This window comes from Allochromatium vinosum DSM 180 (genome assembly GCF_000025485.1).
GTDB lineage: Bacteria > Pseudomonadota > Gammaproteobacteria > Chromatiales > Chromatiaceae > Thermochromatium > Thermochromatium vinosum.
Genome location: NC_013851.1, coordinates 2,103,706 through 2,124,568 on the forward strand (window position 1 = coordinate 2,103,706; position 20,863 = coordinate 2,124,568).

16 protein-coding genes and 1 tRNA gene are annotated in these 20,863 nt (G+C 64.3%); 10 read left to right on the forward strand and 7 right to left on the reverse strand.

Annotated elements, in window-relative coordinates; translation table 11 throughout:
* Window position 1: 1 nt before the first annotated feature.
* Window positions 2–364, reverse strand: a complete 363-nt coding sequence (gene folB / locus ALVIN_RS09100) for a dihydroneopterin aldolase (RefSeq protein WP_012971032.1) — start codon at window positions 362–364, stop codon at window positions 2–4.
* A 46-nt stretch (window positions 365–410) separates the two neighbouring features.
* Here folB and plsY point away from each other — a divergent pair, with 46 nt between their 5' ends.
* The 3 genes from plsY (at window position 411) to ALVIN_RS09115 (ending at window position 3,246) form a co-directional block, all read left to right on the forward strand.
* Complete coding sequence (gene plsY, locus ALVIN_RS09105; protein ID WP_012971033.1) at window positions 411–1,013, forward strand: glycerol-3-phosphate 1-O-acyltransferase PlsY; 603 nt, start codon at window positions 411–413, stop codon at window positions 1,011–1,013.
* Window positions 1,014–1,099: 86 nt separating this feature from the next.
* Window positions 1,100–2,035 carry an alpha/beta fold hydrolase gene (locus ALVIN_RS09110; protein ID WP_012971034.1) on the forward strand — a complete coding sequence of 312 codons (936 nt, stop codon included), beginning with the start codon at window positions 1,100–1,102 and terminating at the stop codon, window positions 2,033–2,035.
* Entirely contained in the window at window positions 2,032–3,246 is a 1,215-nt protein-coding gene (locus ALVIN_RS09115) for a sensor histidine kinase (protein ID WP_012971035.1), read from the forward strand. Before ALVIN_RS09110 ends, ALVIN_RS09115 begins: the two co-directional genes overlap by 4 nt.
* Before the next feature lie 19 nt (window positions 3,247–3,265).
* Here ALVIN_RS09115 and ALVIN_RS09120 read toward each other — a convergent pair whose 3' ends face one another.
* The 3 genes from ALVIN_RS09120 to tsaD form a co-directional block, all read right to left on the reverse strand.
* Window positions 3,266–4,930 (reverse strand): hypothetical protein, encoded by a 1,665-nt coding sequence (locus ALVIN_RS09120; RefSeq protein ID WP_148217488.1) that lies wholly within the window; start codon window positions 4,928–4,930, stop codon window positions 3,266–3,268.
* A 134-nt stretch (window positions 4,931–5,064) separates the two neighbouring features.
* Complete coding sequence (locus ALVIN_RS09125) at window positions 5,065–6,897, reverse strand: PhoX family protein (protein ID WP_012971037.1); 1,833 nt, start codon at window positions 6,895–6,897, stop codon at window positions 5,065–5,067.
* A gap of 121 nt (window positions 6,898–7,018) precedes the next feature.
* Window positions 7,019–8,044, reverse strand: coding sequence for a tRNA (adenosine(37)-N6)-threonylcarbamoyltransferase complex transferase subunit TsaD (gene tsaD / locus ALVIN_RS09130; protein WP_012971038.1), 1,026 nt, complete (start codon window positions 8,042–8,044; stop codon window positions 7,019–7,021).
* 155 nt (window positions 8,045–8,199) lie between these two features.
* Between tsaD and rpsU the strand changes: the two genes are divergently transcribed.
* The 5 genes from rpsU (at window position 8,200) to ALVIN_RS09155 (ending at window position 12,904) form a co-directional block, all read left to right on the forward strand.
* On the forward strand, window positions 8,200–8,415 hold the full coding sequence (gene rpsU / locus ALVIN_RS09135) for a 30S ribosomal protein S21 (protein WP_005220880.1): 216 nt from the start codon (window positions 8,200–8,202) through the stop codon (window positions 8,413–8,415).
* Between the two features lie 102 nt (window positions 8,416–8,517).
* Complete coding sequence (locus tag ALVIN_RS09140) at window positions 8,518–8,961, forward strand: GatB/YqeY domain-containing protein (protein WP_043795590.1); 444 nt, start codon at window positions 8,518–8,520, stop codon at window positions 8,959–8,961.
* A gap of 21 nt (window positions 8,962–8,982) precedes the next feature.
* Window positions 8,983–10,731, forward strand: coding sequence for a DNA primase (gene dnaG, locus ALVIN_RS09145; RefSeq protein WP_012971040.1), 1,749 nt, complete (start codon window positions 8,983–8,985; stop codon window positions 10,729–10,731).
* Between the two features lie 179 nt (window positions 10,732–10,910).
* A complete protein-coding gene (gene rpoD, locus ALVIN_RS09150; RefSeq protein ID WP_012971041.1) occupies window positions 10,911–12,782 on the forward strand; it encodes an RNA polymerase sigma factor RpoD in 1,872 nt (623 codons plus the stop codon).
* Window positions 12,783–12,828: 46 nt separating this feature from the next.
* Window positions 12,829–12,904: transfer RNA gene (locus tag ALVIN_RS09155), tRNA-Ile, on the forward strand.
* An 11-nt stretch (window positions 12,905–12,915) separates the two neighbouring features.
* On the opposite strand, the gene ALVIN_RS09160 is transcribed toward ALVIN_RS09155, so the two are convergent.
* Complete coding sequence (locus ALVIN_RS09160; RefSeq protein WP_043796183.1) at window positions 12,916–14,748, reverse strand: ABCB family ABC transporter ATP-binding protein/permease; 1,833 nt, start codon at window positions 14,746–14,748, stop codon at window positions 12,916–12,918.
* 61 nt (window positions 14,749–14,809) lie between these two features.
* On the opposite strand from ALVIN_RS09160, the gene ALVIN_RS09165 reads away from it, so the two are divergent.
* Window positions 14,810–15,169: a S24 family peptidase gene (locus ALVIN_RS09165; protein ID WP_012971043.1), complete on the forward strand. Its 360-nt coding sequence runs from the start codon at window positions 14,810–14,812 to the stop codon at window positions 15,167–15,169.
* Window positions 15,170–15,191: 22 nt separating this feature from the next.
* Here the strand turns inward: ALVIN_RS09165 and ALVIN_RS09170 are convergent, their stop codons facing one another.
* Window positions 15,192–16,013 (reverse strand): c-type cytochrome, encoded by an 822-nt coding sequence (locus tag ALVIN_RS09170; RefSeq protein ID WP_012971044.1) that lies wholly within the window; start codon window positions 16,011–16,013, stop codon window positions 15,192–15,194.
* A 230-nt stretch (window positions 16,014–16,243) separates the two neighbouring features.
* Between ALVIN_RS09170 and ALVIN_RS09175 the strand changes: the two genes are divergently transcribed.
* Entirely contained in the window at window positions 16,244–19,201 is a 2,958-nt protein-coding gene (locus tag ALVIN_RS09175) for a ribonucleoside-diphosphate reductase subunit alpha (protein ID WP_012971045.1), read from the forward strand.
* A 185-nt stretch (window positions 19,202–19,386) separates the two neighbouring features.
* On the opposite strand, the gene aceA is transcribed toward ALVIN_RS09175, so the two are convergent.
* Window positions 19,387–20,694: an isocitrate lyase gene (gene aceA / locus ALVIN_RS09180; protein ID WP_012971046.1), complete on the reverse strand. Its 1,308-nt coding sequence runs from the start codon at window positions 20,692–20,694 to the stop codon at window positions 19,387–19,389.
* Window positions 20,695–20,863: the final 169 nt, after the last annotated feature.

Consider the following 20,863-nt stretch of genomic DNA (forward strand, 5'->3'; position numbering starts at 1 on the left):
CTCAACTCGGCCGCACACCGCGCTCGATGACGACCCCGACATCGACCCCCTGCCCCACCGCGCCCGGCTTGTTGAGACTGAGCCGCAGCCAGGCAATGCCGAACTCGCGCATCAAGAGCGCCGCGCACTGCTCGGCCAGCGTCTCGACCAGCTCATGCCGGTTGTTCGTGACCACCTCGGCCAGACGACGGGTGACGGCGTCATAATCGAGCGCATCGGCGATACGGTCGCTCGCCGCCGCGCGCGCCACGTCGCTGGCCATCTCCAGATCCAGGATCACCGGGCGGGTGGTCTGCTTCTCCCAGTCGTGGATGCCGATGCGGGTGTCGAGGCGCAGGCCGCGAATGAAGACGATGTCTGACATGATACAGTTTGAATCTCAGGTCTAATTCCAACCTCAGATTCTACTCATGATCACAGCTACACTGCTCATCATCGCTGCCTATCTGCTCGGCTCGGTCTCCAGCGCCATCATCGTCTGCCGCCTGATGGGGCTGCCGGACCCGCGCACCCAGGGCTCGAACAATCCGGGCGCCACCAACGTCCTGCGCATCGGCGGCAAGAAGGCCGCCGCCATCACGCTCGTCGGCGACAGCCTCAAGGGGCTGATCCCCATGCTCGTCGGCCATGCCCTGGGCGCCGGCCCCGCCGTGCTCGCCGGGATCGGACTGGCGGCCTTCATCGGCCATCTCTACCCCGTGTTCTTCGGCTTCAAGGGCGGCAAGGGCGTGGCCACCGCACTCGGCGTCCAGTTCGGCCTCTACTGGCCGATCGGACTCTGTGTCGCGGCCGTCTGGCTGTTCGTGGCCAAGGTGCTCAAGATCTCATCGCTCTCGGGGCTGATCTCAATGGCGCTGGCGCCGGTCTTCGTCTGGCTGTTCTGGGACGAGAAGGCGCTGATCGGGATGCAGCTCATCATCACCGGCCTGCTGATCTGGCGTCATCGCAGCAACATCCGCAACCTGCTCGACGGCACCGAGGACCGGATCAGCGCCAAGACCTCCTCGGACTGAAACATCGCGGTGCCTGGTTCCAGCCCATAGACCCTGTGAACCGCCAAGGCGTACAGCACGCCAAACACAGCAACTCGGAGCATTCAATGTCCTTCCGGCGTCGATACATCCTGCTTTGGTCACTGGTTTGGCTCGCCCCGTCAGCGGCAGCCGACTGCACCATCCGCACAGGCGCGGTCTATTTCGAGGACGGCACGGTCCATTATCGCGAAGCGGGCGCCGGGCCGGCCGTGGTGCTGCTGCACGGACTCTTCGCCCAGAAGGAACAATGGGACGCCCTGCTGTGCGAACTGGCGGCGAGCGGCCGACGCGCCCTGGCTCCGGACCTGCCGGGCTATGGCGAGAGCCGCGACTTTCCGCTCGCCGTCTATCCGCTCGAATTCCAGGCCGAGCGGCTGCATACGCTGATCCTCGAACTGGGTCTGGAGCGCCTGGATCTGGCCGGCAACTCCATGGGCGGAACCATCGCCGCCGAGTATGCCGCGCGCTACCCCGACCGGGTTCGGACCCTGGCCTTCATCGGCGCGCCGCTGGGGGCGACCGACTGGTCCGAGGGTGTCCAGTCGGCCATCCGCGCCGGTATCAACCCCTTCATCCCGCTCGACCGGGATCAGTTCGCGCTGGAGATGCGCCTGCTCTTCGCTGCGCCGCCCGAGATCCCGGAGTCCATCGTGGAGACGGCCGTCGCCGAGTATCGCGAGCACCAGCTCCATTACCGTCAGGTCTGGGACATCGTCAACCTCGACGCGGATTTGCTCCAGACACGGCACGACGAGCGGCCGCACCACAACCCGCCTCCGCCGCCGACGCTCATTCTCTGGGGCGAGCGTGACGGTATCTTCGCGGTCACGGCGGCGCGGCCGTTCCAGGCGCACCGACCGCGCAGCCGACTGGAGATCCTGCCCGAGACCGGGCATCTGCCGATGCTGGAGCATCCCGCCGAGACGGCGGCCGCCTATCGGCGTTTTCTGGAGGCCCCGGAGCCGGCAGAGCGTGACAGGCATCGAGGCCCAGGTGGATGAACACCTCGGACACGAAGTCGGCTCCCCACGCGATCGACCAGACCGATGGATTCGACCGGCTGGTGGTCAGCAGTCATCTCCATCGCTCGGTGCTCGACGCCCTGCCCGCACAGATCGCCGTACTCGACCAGGAGGCTCGAATCATCGCGGTCAACCGGGCCTGGCGCGCCTTCTCGGCGGAACAACATTGCGGCGAGCACGACCGCAAAGACCTGGTTCCCCGGACGCTCGCCGCCTGTCGCTGGTCGGGCGAGCACCCGGACGCGACCGCACTCTCGACGGCTCGCGGCATCGAGGATGTCATCCAGCGCCGCCGACTGTGCTTCAGCGTCGAGCATCCCTGTCACACGGCACAGCGCCAGTGCTGGCTGCTGATGCGCGCCTTTCCCCTACAGGGCGAACAGGAGGGCGCCGTCGTCACCTATCTGGACATCACCGAGCGCCATCAGGCCGAGGAGGAAGCGCGCCGCGCCCGCGATGCCCTGGCTCAGGTGGCACGGCTCAATGCCGTCGGCGTGCTGGCGTCCTCGCTCATCCACGAGCTGCTCCAGCCGCTGAGCTCGGCCAGCTTCTACTGTAGCGCCGCCGGTCAGCTCGCCGAGGGACCGGCCGCCAACCCCGAACGTCTGGTCGAGGTCATCCGGCGCATCGATGATCAGGTCCATCGCGCGGGCGACATCATGGAACGTCTGCGGGCCTTTCTGCGCGGGCGCAAGATGCATCGGGTGCGGGTGCCGGTCGGTCAGATACTCAAGCGCGCCCTGGATCTGGTGCGCTGGTTCGCCACCGATCGGCAGGTGAAGCTGGATTTGTTCGCCCCTGATCGGCTCCCCGAGATCGAGAGCGATCCGGTGCAGATCGAGCAGGTGCTGGTCAATCTGATCTGTAACGCGGTGCAGGCGATCGACACGGCCGGATGCGCCCGGCGCGAGGTACACATCGAGGTCGTGGCCTGTCAGGGTGAGATCGAATTCGTCGTGCGCGACACCGGGCCGGGCCTGCCGCCCGGACGTCATGCCGCCATCTTCGACATCTTCGAATCGAGCAATGATTCAGGGCTGGGGTTGGGATTGGCCATCAGCCGCGCAATCGCCGAGGATCACGGCGGGCGGCTCTGGGCCGAGTCGGAACCGAGCGAGGGCGCGGTCTTCCATCTCACCCTGCCCACCGCCTGGGACGATGAGTCCGGCGACCCCACCCCGCCGGCCTAGCGCGTCCCGGCAAGCACGCTCAGTCGGCCCGTAGCGGTTCCTCGACTCCGGTCGGTGTGTTCTGATCGACCCAGGGATGGACGTTGAAGCCGGCCGTCTCGATCATGGCATCGCGACCCTCGATGAAGCTCTGTTCCCGGACGATCACCCGATAGGCCTTGTTGAGCTGCATGGCGCGCTCGGGCGAGGCATAGAGCAGGACGCTGATGTCTTCACGCAACCGTTCGAGCATCTCGGGTTTGAGTTCGCCATCGGCGGTGAAGAAGCGTTCGCGCACCTCGCGGTTCTGGCGGAACTCGTCTCCCGCCCCATTGGCCGCGAGATAGAAAGCGTACTCCGGCTCTCCATCGCGCCGCAGAGGCTCAGGCAGACCCTCGAGTCCTTTCTGGCTCCAGTGGTGCCAGCCGCGCTGGAAGCTGTCGGCCCCGAGGCGGCGCGGAAAGGCGAAGCTCGAATCCGTGGTCGCGCCCAGGCCGCCGTGACAGCCGACACAGAAGGCCAGTTCCTCATAGCTCTGCGGCCGCAACTGCCCCTCGGCATCCTCGATCAGCGCCGAATAGACCCAGCCCTGATCGTTGCTGACGCCGGATTCGAGATTGCCCCGGAAGACGCGCACCCGATCCGGGAAGTCGTGCTTCTCCTTGGTCTCGGCGGCCTGACGGCTGTCGAGTTCGGCATAGGTCATCCAGTAGCGCTTCCGAGCGTGGCGCACTTCCTTCAGGCGCGCGGCGAGCCGGTTGTCGCCCGACTCGTCGACGTCGATATAGCGCACCGTATGCAGGAACTCGGTGCCTTCCGGATAGAGTCCGGCGGCCAGATGCACGCGCCCGGCACGCTGTTCTTCGAGCGCCTGGCCGACGTACCACATCAGACGGCCTTCGCGCGGCGCCCAGTCGTAGCGGACCCATTCGGCGGTCCCAATGGCGCCGTCGCGATCGAGATCGACCCCGCCGAGTGCGGCCTCGTCGACCGGCTCGATGGCGATGTCGCGCCGACGGATCACGGCCTCGACGATGGCCAGATTGGTCTTGTAGACGGCACGATCGAACTCACCGGCCACATTGTGCCGGAAGGGTTCGTCCAGTCGGATGAGCACATCGTCGGTCGAGCCGTTGGTCGGCCAGAAGGTGCCCACGAAGGGGTAATAGCCGAAGGCGCGCCAGCCGGTCGGCTGTCCCTCGGGATCGAGATCGAAGCCCTCGTCGTCGAAGCGGAAATAGGCATCGGGGACATAGCCGTCCCAGCGACCGTTGTCGTCGTAGTCCCAGTCATCGGACGGCTCGGCCAAGCGCTGGGCGGGGATGATGCGGCCCTCGGTATCCAGATAGTTGCTCTGGCGGATGTAGTCGCGCATCGTCGCATCGCTGATCGCCGCTATGGCGGCGCGCCGATCCTTGTAGAGATTCTTCCAGGGATTCTCCTCGGCCGGTGCGGGGAAACTGAAGGTCAGTTGCAGATCCTGGTCGTTGAGGTAGTTGGGCGCCTGCGACTGGGTGTGACAGGCATAGCAGGGATTGTGGACGCGCCCCTGCTCGTCGGTCGTCTTGGTGTAGCACGGCGAGACGATGTGGGGCGTCTCGTTCTTGAGGGTCCGCTCATCGAGTCCGGCGCTCGGTGCGCAACCGGCCCAAGACACACCGAGCACAATCGAGAGCATGGCGGGAAAGCGGGATGGAAATGACATGGCAGCATCACCGATTGACGCGAACGGCCTCATGCTTCGAGTCGAGCGGCAAAAACTCCCGCCGTCGCCTCGGATCGGCACGCGACCGATCCGAGGCGACGTGGAAGTCCCCCGACTTCAAAGACGAGCGAAGATCACTGGTTCATGGCCGGAAAGACGAAGTAGCCGGTATAAGCCGAGAGCTGACCGGGTTCTTCGAGCTTGTCGGCATCCGACTCGCCATAGGGGTGCTGGACGACCGACATCAGATAGGCAAAACCGTTGATGTCGGGATAGAAATACGGTGAGGTGGTCTCGGAGCCGTAGGGCGTGGTCTGGATGCGGGTGAGCCGGCCCGAGGTCAGGTCGTAGGACCAGATCATGTCGTTCTGATGGCCCGACCCGGTGTCCTCGCCGATGATGAGTGTGTCATAGCGTGGCATATAGGTGACATTGTCCGGGTTGGCGAGGCCGTTGACATCACACTTGTTGACTCCGTCATACTCGGGCGATTCGGCATCGGCACCATAGTCCATGGTCAGCGGCGTGCCAGCGACGAGCGGGAACATGTCGACGGCCGTGTAGTTGCCGTCCAGATGCAGCGCATAGACGGCGCCGCAGACATTGGCCTGAGCCAGTTTCATGTGATTCGGACCGCCGACGTCGTATGTGTCATAGCTACCCTGGGCGCGGCCGGCGCGACTGTAATCGAGCATGCCGCGATCGACCTCGGACATGGCGACATAGAGCTGATGACGGTCGGGGTCGTAGGTGATGCCCTCCATCTTGCGAAACTCCGTGGTTCCGCCCTGCATCGCCGCCCAGCGCCGGGTCTCCAGACGCGAGGCGATGTTCTCGTCCATCCAGTTGACGGCGCCATCCTGATTGACGTCGCGCAGTCTGAGGCACTGATGATCGCCGTCCTCGTGTCCGGCATTGATCGAGGTGAAGCCCTCGGGACAAGTCGGTTTTTCGCCTTCGGCCGGCGCTTTGGGCGCGGCCTCGTCGAAGAGGTCGGCGAAGCGATAGCGCCCGATCCAGTCACGCACCTGGGCGTCATCGGCCTGACCGAGATAGACCCAGTCGAGCGTTGCCCGCCCCGCGCCGTGCGCGTCCTTCTGGTTCCAGCGCGCGACCCAGAGCGCGCCCGCACTCAGATCGCCCGGCTGATCGGCGACGAAGCGGTACAGACCGACATTGGTGCCGTCGTCGGACATGTAGACCGTCCGGCGATCGGGCATCACATAGCCGAGTTCGAGCGCGAGGCGGCCCATGGCATAGTGCTTCTCGACCCGGGCCGAGTCGAAGCCGTCGACCTCGATCTCGACCGGATAGCCATAGTCATAGGGATTCATGACCGAACCGGCCTCGGCGGGCATAGCACCGAAATAGGTCGCCATGGCCGCGTTGTACTCGGTGATGGTGCCATCACGCCATTGCCGGGCGTCCGGCTCGTACTCCTCCGACCCCAGATGCGTACCCCAGGGCGTGACGCTGCCGGCGCAGTGCACCCAGCCACCCCGAAGCGGCGAGAAATCGAGCGGACGGGTGCGCTGGGCGGTCAGGACGCCCGTGTTCGGATCCTGGGCGAGTTCGGTCAGATACATGGCACCCGGACGCGACTCGAAGTGCGAAACCATGTAGAGCTTGCCGTCGGCACCGTGCAGCAGCGACGAAAAGTCGTTGTCGTTAGAGATATAGGGCGATCCATCCTCGGCGAGCAGCGGCTGCCCCTTGATGTCATGGAGTTGCCCGAAACGGTAGCCGTCCGCATCCTGGGCGCCGGTTTGCCCTGAGCGCAGGATGGTGTGATAGCCGAGATCGATGCTGACGCCATCGACGACGGCCTGGGGCGAGGTCAGGATCGCGCGTTTTTCGGCATCGGTGCGCGGAACGGGCGCTTCGCTGAATAGGATGGTGCCGGCCAGGGCCGGCACGCAGGCGTTGAGTGCAAGAATCGCCGCCGCTGATTTGATTGGAGCCTTCATCTGTCCTTCCCGGATTCGAGGTTGCTGAGAACTGGACTCAAATGGCGGCAGCATAGAAGCGGATGGTGACGATCGGATGGCGGTTCCGTGTCGAAGCGCTGACGATACGCCGACTTCGACGTCAGATCGGAGCCAATTCCTCCATCGGCCAGCGCGCGCGCGGTTTGAAGGCGAGCGGTTCGGTTTGACCGGCCAGTAGCCGCTGACAGCCGGCGAAGGCGATCATGGCGCCGTTGTCGGTACAGAGTGCCGGACGCGGGTAATAGCTCTGACCGCCCTCGGCGGCGATCGCCTGATTCATCCGTTCGCGCAGACGGCGGTTGGCACTCACCCCGCCGGCGAGGATGAGCCGTTTGCGTCCGGTCTCGCGCAGAGCGCGCCGGCACTTGATGACGAGCGTATCGACTACCGCCTCCTCGAAGGCGCGCGCGATATCAGCGCGGGTCTGCTCAGGGTCGGCGGCCTGGGGCAGTTCACGGTGCAAGGTGTTGAGGGTGAAGGTCTTGAGTCCGCTGAAGCTGAATTCCAGCCCCGGACGGTCGGTCATAGGCCGGGGGAAGCGGAAGCGTTCCGGGTCGCCGTGCTCGGCCAGCCGTGCCAGCTCGGGACCGCCCGGATAGGGTAGCCCCAGGATCTTGGCCGTCTTGTCGAACGCCTCGCCCGCCGCGTCGTCGAGCGACTCGCCCAGGATGCGATAGCGCCCGATGCCGAGTACGTCGACCAGCTGGGTGTGTCCGCCCGAGACCAGCAGCGCCACGAAGGGGAACTCGGGCGCCGGTTCTTCCAGGAGCGGCGCCAGCAGATGCCCTTCCATGTGATGCACCCCGATCGCCGGCACCTTCCAGGCCCAGGCCAGGGCACGCCCGAGCGCCGAGCCGACCAGCAGTGCCCCGATCAACCCCGGCCCGGCGGTATAGGCCACGCCGTCGATGTGCGCGCGATTCAGCCCGGACTCGTCGAGCACCTGATGGATCAGCGGCAGGGTCTTGCGGATATGATCGCGCGAGGCCAGCTCGGGCACCACGCCGCCGTATTCGGCATGGATCTCGACCTGACTGTAGACGGCCTGCGCCAGCAGCCCGCGCCCGTCTTCGTACACCGCGATCCCCGTCTCGTCGCACGAGGTTTCGATTCCCAGTACTCGCATCGTCATTTACGCCCCGAAAAAGCAGCTTGCCGCCCAACATTCGAAAGATGCGCGCATCATAGCCTTTGCGCCGCCGATCGACCATGCGCTATACTTCGCAATCTTTTTTACCTCGACCCCATCCATCAACCGGAGACAGCCAGGGATTCCGTCCTATGCCCAGCGTTCGCGTCAAAGAAAACGAGCCATTCGAAGTCGCCATGCGGCGTTTCAAGCGTTCCTGCGAGAAAGCGGGAGTGCTCGCCGAGGTCCGCCGTCGTGAGTTCTACGAGAAGCCGACCTCCGAGCGCAAGCGCAAGAAGGCGGCCGCCGTCAAGCGTCATCAGAAGAAGCTCCAGCGCGAAGCCCGTCGCTGGGAACGCCCGTACTGAGTCACGCGCGCCCAGGGAGTGGCCGATACGCCCCGCCTGATCGGCCAAGCCGCTCCCCTGAATTCTTCAAGATCGAACTCCGTAAAGTATTGACCCATGGGTATGCTCAAGTCGCGCCTCCAGGATGACATGAAGACCGCCATGAAGGCGGGAGACAAGCCCAGACTCGGCGTGATCCGGCTGATGCTGGCCGCCATCAAGCAGCGCGAGGTCGACGAGCGCATCGAACTCGACGACGCCCAGACGCTGGCCGTGCTCGACAAGATGGTCAAGCAGCGGCGTGACTCGATCAGCCAGTACGAGAGCGCCGGGCGCGAGGATCTGGCCGAGGTCGAGCGCTTCGAGGTCGGCATCATCCAGGACTACCTGCCCGCCGCATTGAGCGAGACCGAGATCGCCGCCCTGGTCGAAGAGGCTGTCGCGGCGTCCGGTGCCGCCGCCATGAGCGACATGGGGAAGGTGATGAACGTGCTGCGCCCCCATATCCAGGGCCGCGCCGACATGGGTGCCGTCAGCGCCCTGGTCAAACAGCGCCTCGGAGGCTAGACCGCGCCGCGCCTCCCCCGCATGGCCGGACGCCTCCCGCCCGAATTCATCGATCAACTGCTTGCGCGAACCGATATCGTCGAACTCATCGGTTCGCGCCTTCAGTTGCGCAAGGCCGGCCGCGAATTCCAGGCCCGCTGCCCTTTCCACGACGAAAAGACCCCCTCCTTCAGCGTCAGTCCCGACAAGCAGTTCTATCACTGCTTCGGTTGCGGCGCGCATGGTAATGCCATCGGTTTTCTGATGGAGTACGACCATCTCCCCTTCCGCGAAGCGGTGGAGGAGCTGGCCGAACGCGCCGGACTGGAGATTCCGAACGACGGCACGCCGATGCAGGCGGCGCCGGATCATGGGCCGCTCTATCGGCTGATGGAGGACGCCGCTCTCTACTATCGTCGCCAACTGCGCGAACATCCCGAAGCTCAGCGCGCCGTCGCGTATCTGAAGGAACGCGGACTGACCGGCGAGATCGCCGCGCACTTCGGTCTCGGCTATGCACCGGCGCGCGGCAATCCCGTGCTCGCCCAGTTCGGTCGCGACACTGCCACACGCACCCGACTCCAGACGGTCGGCCTGGTCTCCGAGCAGGACGGTTGGCCGTATGACAAGTTTCGCGATCGCGTGCTGTTTCCGATCCGCGACCGGCGCGGGCGCGTCATCGGCTTTGGCGGGCGGGTGCTCGGCGACGGCAAACCCAAGTATCTCAACTCGCCCGAGACGCCGATCTTTCACAAGGGCCGCGAACTCTATGGACTCCACGAGGCGCAGCAGGCCAATCGCACGTTCGACGCCCTGATCGTGGTCGAGGGCTATCTGGATGTCATCGCCCTGGCCCAGTCCGGGATCACCAATGCCGTGGCCACGCTCGGCACAGCGACCACGCCCGAACATCTCAATCAGTTGCTCAAGCTCGCGCCGGACATCGTCTTCTGCTTCGACGGCGACCGGGCCGGACGCGCGGCGGCCTGGAAGGCACTGGAGACCGCCCTGCCCCTGGCGACCGGGCATCAGGCGATCCGCTTCCTGTTCCTGTCCGAGGGCGATGATCCGGACACCCTGGTGCGCCGCGAGGGGGCTGAGGGCTTTCGATCGGGCCTGAAGCAGGCCCAGCCGTTGTCGGATTTTCTCTTCGAGCACCTGAGCGCATCCATGGACACCACCACCATGGATGGACGCGCACGCTTCGCCAGCCAGCTCCAACCCTACATCGACCGCCTGCCTGCGGGATTCTATCGCGACCTGTTGATCAGGCGACTCGCCGATTTCACGGGCGCGCCGGCCCAGGCGCTGCGGCCGGCGGTCGCACGGCGACGTCAGCCTGCTGCACGCCTCGCTCAACCAACGCGCCCGAGTCTTGTCGCTCAGGTCATTGCACTCCTGCTCGATCGCCCCGATCTGGCGCCCCAAGCCCTGGCTCTAAACGACGATTGGCGCCGCTCCACCCAGCGCGGCATCGACGTACTGATCCAGTTGCTCGACATACTGCGTCAGTCGCCCGACCTGTCCAAAGCGCGACTATTGGAACGCTGGCGCGAGCATCCCCACTTCGGCTATCTGCAACGCCTGAGCGTCGACCCCTTTCTGCGCGACATGACCCCGGAGGGCGCTGGAGCAGAACTGACGGGCGCCATCAGGCGCCTGAGCGACGAGGTCCGCGAACACGAGTGGCGCCAGCTGCTCAACAAGCGCAGCCCAAGCGAATGGACCCCGGAGGAACGCGCCCGGCTCGCCCGTCCGGACTGGGACGTACGAGAACCGGAACAGGACTAGCTTTTTCAGCGAGATCGTCTATCTATTCTGTGACCAGCCCCTGCCGAGAACCGCCTCGATCACGAGGTGCCGGGGCCGATCAGCGTGATCATCATCTCTCCGCAGAAGAGAGAGCATCGTGTTAAACTACGTGGTTCGCTTTTGAGCCGACTTTGGCCGCACCCAGATCAAGGTACCCCATGGATCAAGAACAGCAGCAGTCTCAACTGAAGCAACTGATCGCCAAGGGCAAAGAACAAGGTTATCTGACCTACACCGAGGTCAACGACCATCTACCCCCCGGCATCGTCGAGACTGACCAAATCGAAGACATCGTCCGGATGATCAACGACATGGGCATCATGGTCCAGGAGACCGCCCCGGATGTCGTCGATCATACCCTGAGCGATAGCGCCGTCTCCGACGACGAGGCCGCCGAGGCCGCCGCCGCCGCGCTCGCCAGCGTCGACAGCGAGTTCGGACGCACCACCGACCCGGTGCGCATGTACATGCGCGAGATGGGCACGGTGGAACTGCTCACGCGCGAGGGCGAACTCCAGATCGCCAAGCGCATCGAGGATGGTCTCAATCAGGTGCTCAACGCCCTGTCGGTCTATCCGCGCTCGATCGAGAAGCTCATCGAGATCTTCGATCGTGTCGATCGCGAAGAAGCACGCCTGACCGACGTCATCTCCGGCTTCAACGACGAGGCTACCGAAACCGACGAGACCTTGGCGACGGACGTCCAGGCCGCGAGCGAGACTGATGCCGACGCCGACAAGACCGACCTGGACGTCGAGGCCGCCGACCTCGACAGCGACGATGACGACGACAGTGCCACCGTCGAGGTCGACACCGGCCCGGACCCCGAGGACGCTGCGCGCCGCGCCAACCTGCTGCGCGAACGCTATCAGACCCTGAAAGCCGCGCTCGAAGAGTACGGCCGCGACGACGAGCGTTCGCGTGAGGCGATGCAGGCCGTCTCCGAGGTCTTCCTCCAGTTCAAGCTGGTTTCGCCCGTGTTCCAGGAGCTGGCCGAGATCCTGCGCGCGACCATCGAGCGCATCCGCGCTCAGGAGCGCGCCATCATGAGCCTGTGCGTCGAACAAGCCGGCATGGGGCGCAAGGAGTTCATCGAGACCTTCCCCAGCAACGAGACCAACCCCGAGTGGCTCGATGGCCTGATCGCCCGCGGCCGGCCGTTCAGCGTGCGTCTCCAGGAACTGGCGCCCGACATCCAGCGCGCCCAGCGCAAGCTCCAGGACATCGAGCGCGAGAACATCCTCACCATCGGCGAGATCAAGGAAGTCAATCGCAAGATGTCGATCGGCGAGGCCAAGGCCCGGCGCGCCAAAAAGGAGATGGTCGAGGCCAACCTGCGTCTGGTGATCTCGATCGCCAAAAAATACACCAACCGCGGTCTGCAATTCCTGGATCTGATCCAGGAGGGCAACATCGGTCTGATGAAGGCCGTCGACAAGTTCGAATACCGGCGCGGCTACAAGTTCTCGACCTATGCGACCTGGTGGATCCGGCAGGCCATCACGCGCTCGATCGCCGATCAGGCGCGCACCATCCGTATCCCGGTGCACATGATCGAGACGATCAACAAGCTCAACCGCATCTCGCGCCAGATGATCCAGGAGATGGGCCGGGAGGCTACCCCGGAAGAGCTGGCCGCGCGCATGGACATGCCCGAGGACAAGGTGCGCAAGGTGCTGAAGATCGCCAAGGAGCCGATCTCGATGGAGACGCCGATCGGCGACGACGAAGACTCGCATCTGGGCGACTTCATCGAGGATTCGGGCGTGATCTCGCCGCTCGACTCGGCGACGGCCGAGGGGTTGCGCGAAGCGACGCAGAACATGCTGGCCAGTCTCACGTCGCGCGAGGCGAAGGTGCTGCGGATGCGTTTCGGCATCGACATGAACACCGACCACACGCTCGAAGAGGTCGGCAAGCAGTTCGACGTGACCCGCGAGCGTATCCGCCAGATCGAGGCCAAGGCGCTGCGCAAGCTGCGTCACCCGACGCGATCGGATAAACTACGCAGCTTCCTCGACAACGAATGATCGGACTTGGCGCCAGGGACGGCGCAATCGTCCATCACTGCTCTTCGGGCCGTTAGCACAGCGGTTAGTGCAGGGGACTCATAATCCCTTGGTCGTAGGTTCGAATCCTACACGGCCCACCACCTCTGAAAGCTCAAGGTCCGATATCGGCCGAATTTTGCCGATCTGTTGACCCAACCGGCATCTGCCCTTCGCGCAACTGCAATTCCCACATCGCGGCATAGTGTCCGCCGGCCTCCAGCAATTCGCGATGCCGCCCCTGTTCGCGGATGCGCCCCTGTTCGAGCACCAGAATCCGATCGGCGTCGACTACGGTCGAGAGCCGGTGGGCGATGACCAGCGTGGTATGGTTCTCGGCCACCTCGGCCAGGGTCTGCTGGATCGCCTGCTCGGTGTGACTGTCCAGTGATGAGGTCGCCTCGTCGAAGATGAGGATGCGCGGCCGCTTGAGGATGGCGCGCGCGATGGCCACGCGCTGCTTCTCGCCGCCCGAGAGCTTCAGACCCCGCTCGCCGACCACGGTGTTCCAACCATCCGGCAGACTCTCGATGAAGGTGCGGATATGGGCCATTTCAGCGGCGCGCTCGATCTCGGCGCGGCCGGCATCGGGACGCCCATAGGCCAGGTTGTAATAGATGCTTTCGTTGAACAGCACCGTATCCTGCGGCACGATGCCGATGGCCGCGCGCAGACTCTCCTGCGTCACATCACGGATGTCCTGACCGTCGATCAGGATGCGCCCGCCCGTCACCTCGTAGAAGCGAAACAGTAGCCGCGACAGGGTCGACTTGCCGGCCCCGCTGTGTCCGACCACGGCGAGCTTTTGACCCGGCTCGATGGCGAAGTCGATGCCATGCAGGATCGGACGCTCGGGCTGATAGTGGAAGTCGACCTGCTCGAACCGAATCGCGCCCTCGCTCAGCACCAGCGGCTTGGCCTCGGTCCGATCCTGGATCTCTGGCCGGCGCTCCAGCAGCTTGAACACCAGATCCATATCGGCCAGTGCGTACTTGATCTGGCGGTAGACGATCCCCAGAAAGCCGAGCGGAATGAAGAGCTGGAGCATGAGCGCATTGACCAGTACCAGATCGCCGACGCTCAGGCTCCCGTCGACCACGCCCTGAGCGGCGAGTGTCATGATCAGCGTGACCCCGATGGCGATGATCGCGCCCTGCCCGAAGTTGAGCACCGACATCGAGGTCTGGCTGGCGACCGCCATCTCCTCCCACTCGGCCAGGGTGTCGTCATAGCGCTTGAGCTCGAGCTGCTCGTTGCCGAAATACTTGACCGTCTCGTAGTTGATGAGGCTGTCGAAGGCCTGGGTGTTGGCCTGCGAGTCCAGATGATTCATCCGGTGCCGGTAGTCCATCCGCCACTCGGTGATGGCGAAGGTGAAGGCGAAATAGACCACGACCGTGCCGAAGGTCACGAGCACGAACGACGGGTCGTAGCGCCCGATCATGATCGCCGCCACCAGACCGAACTCGACCGCCACCGGCAGCACGCTGAACACCAGATAATTGAAGATGGTCGAGACCGAGCGCGTGCCGCGTTCCAGATCGCGACTGACTGCCCCGCTCTGGCGCTCCAGGTGATAGCGCAGTGAGAGCCGGTGCAGATGTTCCAGCACCCGCGTCGAGAGCCGGCGCATGGCGCGATAGCGCACCCGCGCGAACACCACGTCGCGTAGCTCGTTGAACAGCGAAGCGCTGAGCTTGAGTGCGCCATAGGCCAGCAGCAGACTGACCGGCAGGATCAGCATCTGTGCCGACGGCTCCTGGAAGGCATCGACGATGTCCTTCAGAATGAGCGGCACGCCGACATTGGCGACCTTGGCCAGCACCAGACAACCGATCGCCAGCGCCGCCCGCCCCCGAAACTCCCACAGATAGGGCAACATGCCGCGCAGGTTGCGCCAATCGCGTCGGTCGTCGTGCGGACGCTCGGTGGCGAAGATACGATTCATCTGGCCTTGGGTCTTCATGGATACCGGCGGTTGAACAACTGATTGAACGAAACGAGAACCTATGATGACGGATTCGATCCTGGAAGGCACGGGCTGCGCCCTGCACGAACCCTTTGCTCTGCGCGTGCTCGGCGACGAGATGGACCCGGAGTTCCCGGATGGCTGCATCATCATCATCGAGCCCAACGACCGCTGCCCGAATCCGAGCTACATCTTCGTCGAGGTCGAGGGCGTGCGCTGGTTCCGCCAGTACCGGCGCGACGCCGATGGACGCGAGCGACTGGTCGCCCTCAACCCGCTCTATCCCGAGATCGATCTCACCGGGCTGGAATGGTCGGTGCTCGGAGTCATCATCCAGCGCAATATCCGGCGCCAGATCAAGCACTACGAGTATTCATCGCTCGCGCATCCGGTGGTCTGAATCAGGACACTCGCGCCGTCGGTCACTCCGGCACGGATGATGGCATCGGCGCGATCGGAAATGGCGCCGGCATGGGCGGCGCGACAGGCGGAGGCGGCAGCGGCGGTACTCCCATGGTCTCGCGCACGTAGTTGGGGAAATCGGGATTGAGCCAATTCTCGGCGGCCAGTTTCTCGGGGGCCGGGCGCAATCTCGACGTGTAATCGAGCACGGCCGCCTGATCGCGCGGGCTGAACCCGGCGATCTGCTCGATCATCTCGGGATTGGCGTTCTTGCGCCGCCCGCTGCGGATGGCGTCGAACTGTCCCATCAGATAGGGGAAATGCTGGGCGGCGATGGCCGGAGTCGGCTTGGCGGGCTTGCCCTCACCGCGCTCGCCATGACAGTCGGCGCAATGCTCGGCATACAGACGCGCGCCGAGTTCGAGGTCCACACCCGGCCCGACGCCATTGCCGGTGGTCATCGGCAGCGCGGCCACATAGGCGGCGACATCGGCCAGGTTCTGCGGTCCGCCCAGGATGCGCGTCAGCGAGAAGGGATACATGAGCGGATTGTCGCGATGACGGGCGCGGATGTCGGCCAGTTGCTTGATGGTGACCTCGCGCCACTGTCCGGCGATCTGCGGATAGGCGCCGTCGGGCGTGCCCCAGCCCTCGGGGCCATGACAGACGGCACAGGTCAGATAGACCCGGCGGCCGTTGTCGATGTCGGGCGTCAGGGTCATGACCTGCTCGTATTCGCGCTTGGCGAGTTCGGCGGGGTCGTCCTGGGGGGCATCGGCACCGACACTCTGGACGGCACTCAGCAATCCGAGGGTGATGAAGACAGTGGCAAGGCGATACATCAGGTTCCTCCGGCATGGCAGTCGGGACTCGGCGGTCCCTGTTCTTGTCGTGGTGTTTTCCAGAGTGTATGGAATGCGCCTGAAGACTCCAAACCGGTTTTCAGTGTGGCGACATAGACACAATATGTTGGGGTTGACTCAGCTTTTATGGCGTATATATTGATCGGCTTCTCAGCGCGCCGCTCACCGAGTCAGGAGCGGCGCCAGTTCCAGCATCTCCCGGAGGAGCCATGTCCGCCAGCCGCCTGACCGTGATCCATCAGCACCCTGCCCAGGCTCGCCACGCCGATCCGAGCGCATCCCAGACGACCACGCCGGACAGTGCCGAGAGTACCGGCCACATCCCCGGCCGGGTCCAGGTCATCCGTCGCAACGGTCAGATCACGCACTTCGATCCGAGCAAGATCATGGTGGCCATGACCAAGGCGTTCCTGGCGGTCGAGGGCGATTCGGCGGGCGCCTCCAGTCGTATCCACGATCGCGTCGCCGAGCTGACCGAGCAGGTGGTCGGCGCCCTCACCCGCCGGCTGTCGGGCGGCGGCACGGTGCATATCGAGGACATCCAGGATCAGGTCGAACTGGCGCTGATGCGCGCCGGGGAGCATCGGATCGCGCGTGACTATGTACTCTATCGCGAGGCGCGCGCCCGTGAACGCGCGGCCAGGTCTGCCGCCGAGACGGCCGCGATTCGCGAGCCCCATCCGATCAACGTCACCCTGGCCGACGGCTCGACCCGCCCGCTGGACGTGGCGCACATGGCGCGGTTGCTGGAGGAGAGTTGCCGCGATCTCGATGCGGTCGATCCCAATGCCATCCTGAGCGATACCCTTCGCAATCTCTTCGACGGCGTGCGCGAGGCCGATGTGCGTCAGGCGCTGGTGATGTCGGCGCGGACCCTGATCGAGCGCGAGCCGCAATACAGTCAGGCCGCCGCGCGCCTGCTGCTCGACATCCTGCGGCGCGAGGCGCTCGGGTTCCTCGATCTGGCGGTCGGAGTCGAGACTCAAGCCGACATGGCCGAGCGCTATGGCGATTATTTCGCCGCCTACATCAAGCGCGCGGCTGATCTGGAGCATCTCGACGGCCAGCTCGCGCGCTACGATCTCAAGCGGCTCGGCGCCGCGCTCAAGCCCGAGCGCGATCTCCAATTCACCTATCTGGGGCTGCAAACGCTCTACGACCGCTATTTCATCCATACCGCCGACGGCATCCGCTTCGAGCTGCCGCAGGCGTTCTTCATGCGCGTGGCCATGGGGCTGGCAATCAACGAGATCGAGCGCGAGGAGCGTGCCATCGAGTTCTATGAGCTGCTCTCCAGCTTCGATTTCATGTGCTCGACGCCGACCCTGTTCAACTCGGGTTCGCCGCGTCCGCAGTTGAGTTCGTGTTTCCTGACCACGGTCCCGGACGATCTCGACGGCATCTACAGCGCCATCAAGGACAATGCGCTGCTGTCCAAGTTCGCCGGCGGACTGGGCAACGACTGGACCCGCGTGCGCGGCATGGGGGCGCATATCAAGGGGACCAACGGCAAGAGTCAGGGCGTGATTCCGTTCCTCAAGGTCGCCAATGACACGGCTATAGCTGTGAACCAAGGTGGCCGGCGGCGTGGCGCGGTTTGTGCTTATCTTGAAACCTGGCACATCGATATCGAGGAATTCCTCGATCTGCGCAAGAACACGGGCGACGACCGCCGCCGCACCCATGACATGAACACCGCCAACTGGGTGCCGGATCTGTTCATGAAGCGCGTAGCCGAGGATGGGCACTGGACATTGTTCTCGCCGGATGAGACGCCGGATCTGCACGACCTCACCGGGCAGGCGTTCGAGCAGGCCTATGTCGCCTATGAGGAACGCGCCGCGCGCGGCGAGCTGAAGATCAGCAAGCGACTCAAGGCCGTGGATCTGTGGCGCAAGATGCTGGCCATGCTGTTCGAGACCGGGCATCCCTGGATCGCGTTCAAGGATCCCTGCAATCTGCGCTACACCAATCAGCATGTCGGCGTGGTGCACAGCTCTAACCTTTGCACTGAAATTACATTGCATACCAATGACTTAGAGGCTGCCGTCTGCAACCTCGGGTCGATCAATCTGGCCGCGCACATCACTGACAAGGGACTCGACACCCAGCGCCTGCGCCGGACTGTGCGCACCGCCATGCGCATGCTCGACAACGTCATCGACTACAACTTCTACAACGTCCCCCAGGCGCGCGCCTCGAACCTGCGTCATCGTCCGGTGGGTCTGGGGCTCATGGGCTTTCAGGACGCGCTCTATCGGCTGCGTATCCCCTATGCCAGCCAGGAAGCCGTGGCCTTCGCCGATCAGAGCACCGAATATCTGAGCTATTACGCCATCGAGGCCAGCGCCGATCTGGCCGCCGAGCGCGGGCGCTATCCGAGCTTCGAGGGTTCGCTGTGGAGCCAGGGCGTGCTGCCGATCGACAGTATCGGCTTGATGGAACAGGGACGCGGCGGCTATCTCCAGATGGACACCAGCCACACGCTGGATTGGGATCGCCTGCGCGAGCGGATCCAGACCGTCGGGATGCGCAACTCCAACTGTCTGGCCATCGCCCCGACGGCGACCATCAGCAACATCGTCGGGGTCAGTCAGTCGATCGAGCCGACCTATCAGAACCTGTTCGTCAAATCCAACCTCTCGGGCGAGTTCACGGTCGTCAATCCCTATCTGGTCGCCGATCTCAAGGAGCGCGGTCTGTGGGATGCGGTCATGGTCAACGACCTCAAGTATTACGACGGCTCGCTCCTGCCCATCGACCGGATTCCGGACGAGCTCAAGGAACTCTATGCCACCGCCTTCGAGATCGATCCGCGCTGGCTGGTCGAGGCCGCCAGTCGCCGTCAGAAGTGGCTCGACCAGGCCCAGAGCCTCAATCTCTACATGCAGGAACCCAGCGGCAAGAAGCTCGACAATCTCTACAAGCTCGCCTGGGTGCGCGGACTGAAGACGACTTACTATCTGCGCTCGATGGGCGCGACCCATGTCGAGAAGTCGACCATGGCCGACACCGGCCGCGCCAATCGACTGAGCGCGGTCGGCGGCAACTATCTCGGGCGACAGACTGCCAAGCCGAGCGACACGACCGATGACACGCCCGCCGCCGCGACAGCCACGCCGAGTGCCTGCTCGATCCTGGACCCGGACTGCGAAGCCTGCCAGTAACCGTCGCCCCGATGACAAGCGGCCGCAGGCCGCTCCTGTCTCGATCGACGGAGAGGAGCAGCCCACGGCTGCCGTAGCTGTTCCAGCGACGCACGCAAAAACGCGCGAGGATCTTCACCCTCGCGCGTTCTCGTTTGTCGGCTTTTGGCTCGGCCCGGATCAGCCCAGGCCGGTCAGACCGGAATTCAGTGGAACTGCTCTTCCTCGGTCGAGCCGGTCAGCGCCGTGACGGACGACTGACCGCCCTGGATGACCGTGGTCACGTCGTCGAAGTAACCGGCGCCCACTTCCTGCTGATGCGAGACGAAGGTGTAACCCTTCTCGCGCGCGGCGAACTCCGGCCCCTGGACCTTCTCGACATAGTGGCGCATGCCCTCGCCGCGCGCATAGTCGTAGGCCAGATCGAACATGTTGTACCACATGCTGTGAATGCCGGCGAGCGTGATGAACTGGTACTTGTAGCCCATGTCGGCCAGCTCTTCCTGGAATCGCGCGATGGTGCGATCGTCCAGGTTCTTCTTCCAGTTGAACGAGGGCGAACAGTTGTAGGCCAGTAGTTTGTTGGGATTCGCGCCCAGCACGGCTTGAGCGAACTCACGCGCAAACCCGAGATCCGGCGTGCCGGTCTCACACCACACCAGATCGGCATAGGGCGCATAGGCCAGTCCGCGACTGATGGCCTGCTCCAGACCGTTCTTGACGACATAGAAGCCCTCATCGGTGCGCGCGCCGGTGACGAAGGGACGGTCGTTGTCGTCGACATCGCTGGTGAGCAGGTTGGCCGCCTCGGCATCGGTGCGCGCCAGCAGCAGGGTCGGCACGCCCATGACGTCGGCAGCCAGACGCGCCGCGATCAGCTTCTGCACCGCCTCGCGCGTGGGCACCAGCACCTTGCCGCCCATGTGACCGCACTTCTTGACCGCCGCGAGCTGATCCTCGAAATGGACACCGGCGGCGCCATTGGCGATCATGTTCTTCATCAGCTCGAAAGCGTTGAGCACGCCGCCGAAACCGGCCTCGGCATCGGCCACGATCGGCAGGAAGTAGTCGATGTAGCCCTCGTCGCCGGGACCGATGCCGCGCGACCACTGGATCTCGTCGGCGCGCTTGAAGCTGTTGTTGATGCGCCGCACCATGGTCGGGACCGAGTCATAGGCGTAGAGCGACTGGTCGGGGTACATGGTCTCGGAGGTGTTGCCGTCGGCGGCGACCTGCCAGCCCGAGAGATAGATGGCCTCGATGCCGGCCTTGGCCTGCTGCATCGCCTGACCGCCGGTGATGGCGCCCATGCAGTTGACATAGCCCTTTTTGGACTCGCCACGGATCCGCTTCCAGAGCTTCTCGGCGCCCAGCTTGGCGTAGGTGTACTCGGGCTGCACCGAGCCGCGCAGACGCACCACGTCGGCGGCGCTGTAGCCGCGCTCGACATCGGTCCAGCGGGGGTTCTCGGCCCAGTCACGTTCGATGGCCTGGATCTGATCTTGGCGGTTCATCGGCTCGCTTCCTCAATGGTTGTCTGGCTAGAAGTCTGGCCTCGCCCGGATCGTCATGAGTCTTCATGGCGCTCCTCGATCGAAACTCGGATCGACGGGACGTTTGGACGAGGCTATGTTTGACCGTGATACTGGGTCTTGACCTTGAAACCTACCGAGACTGTCAGCA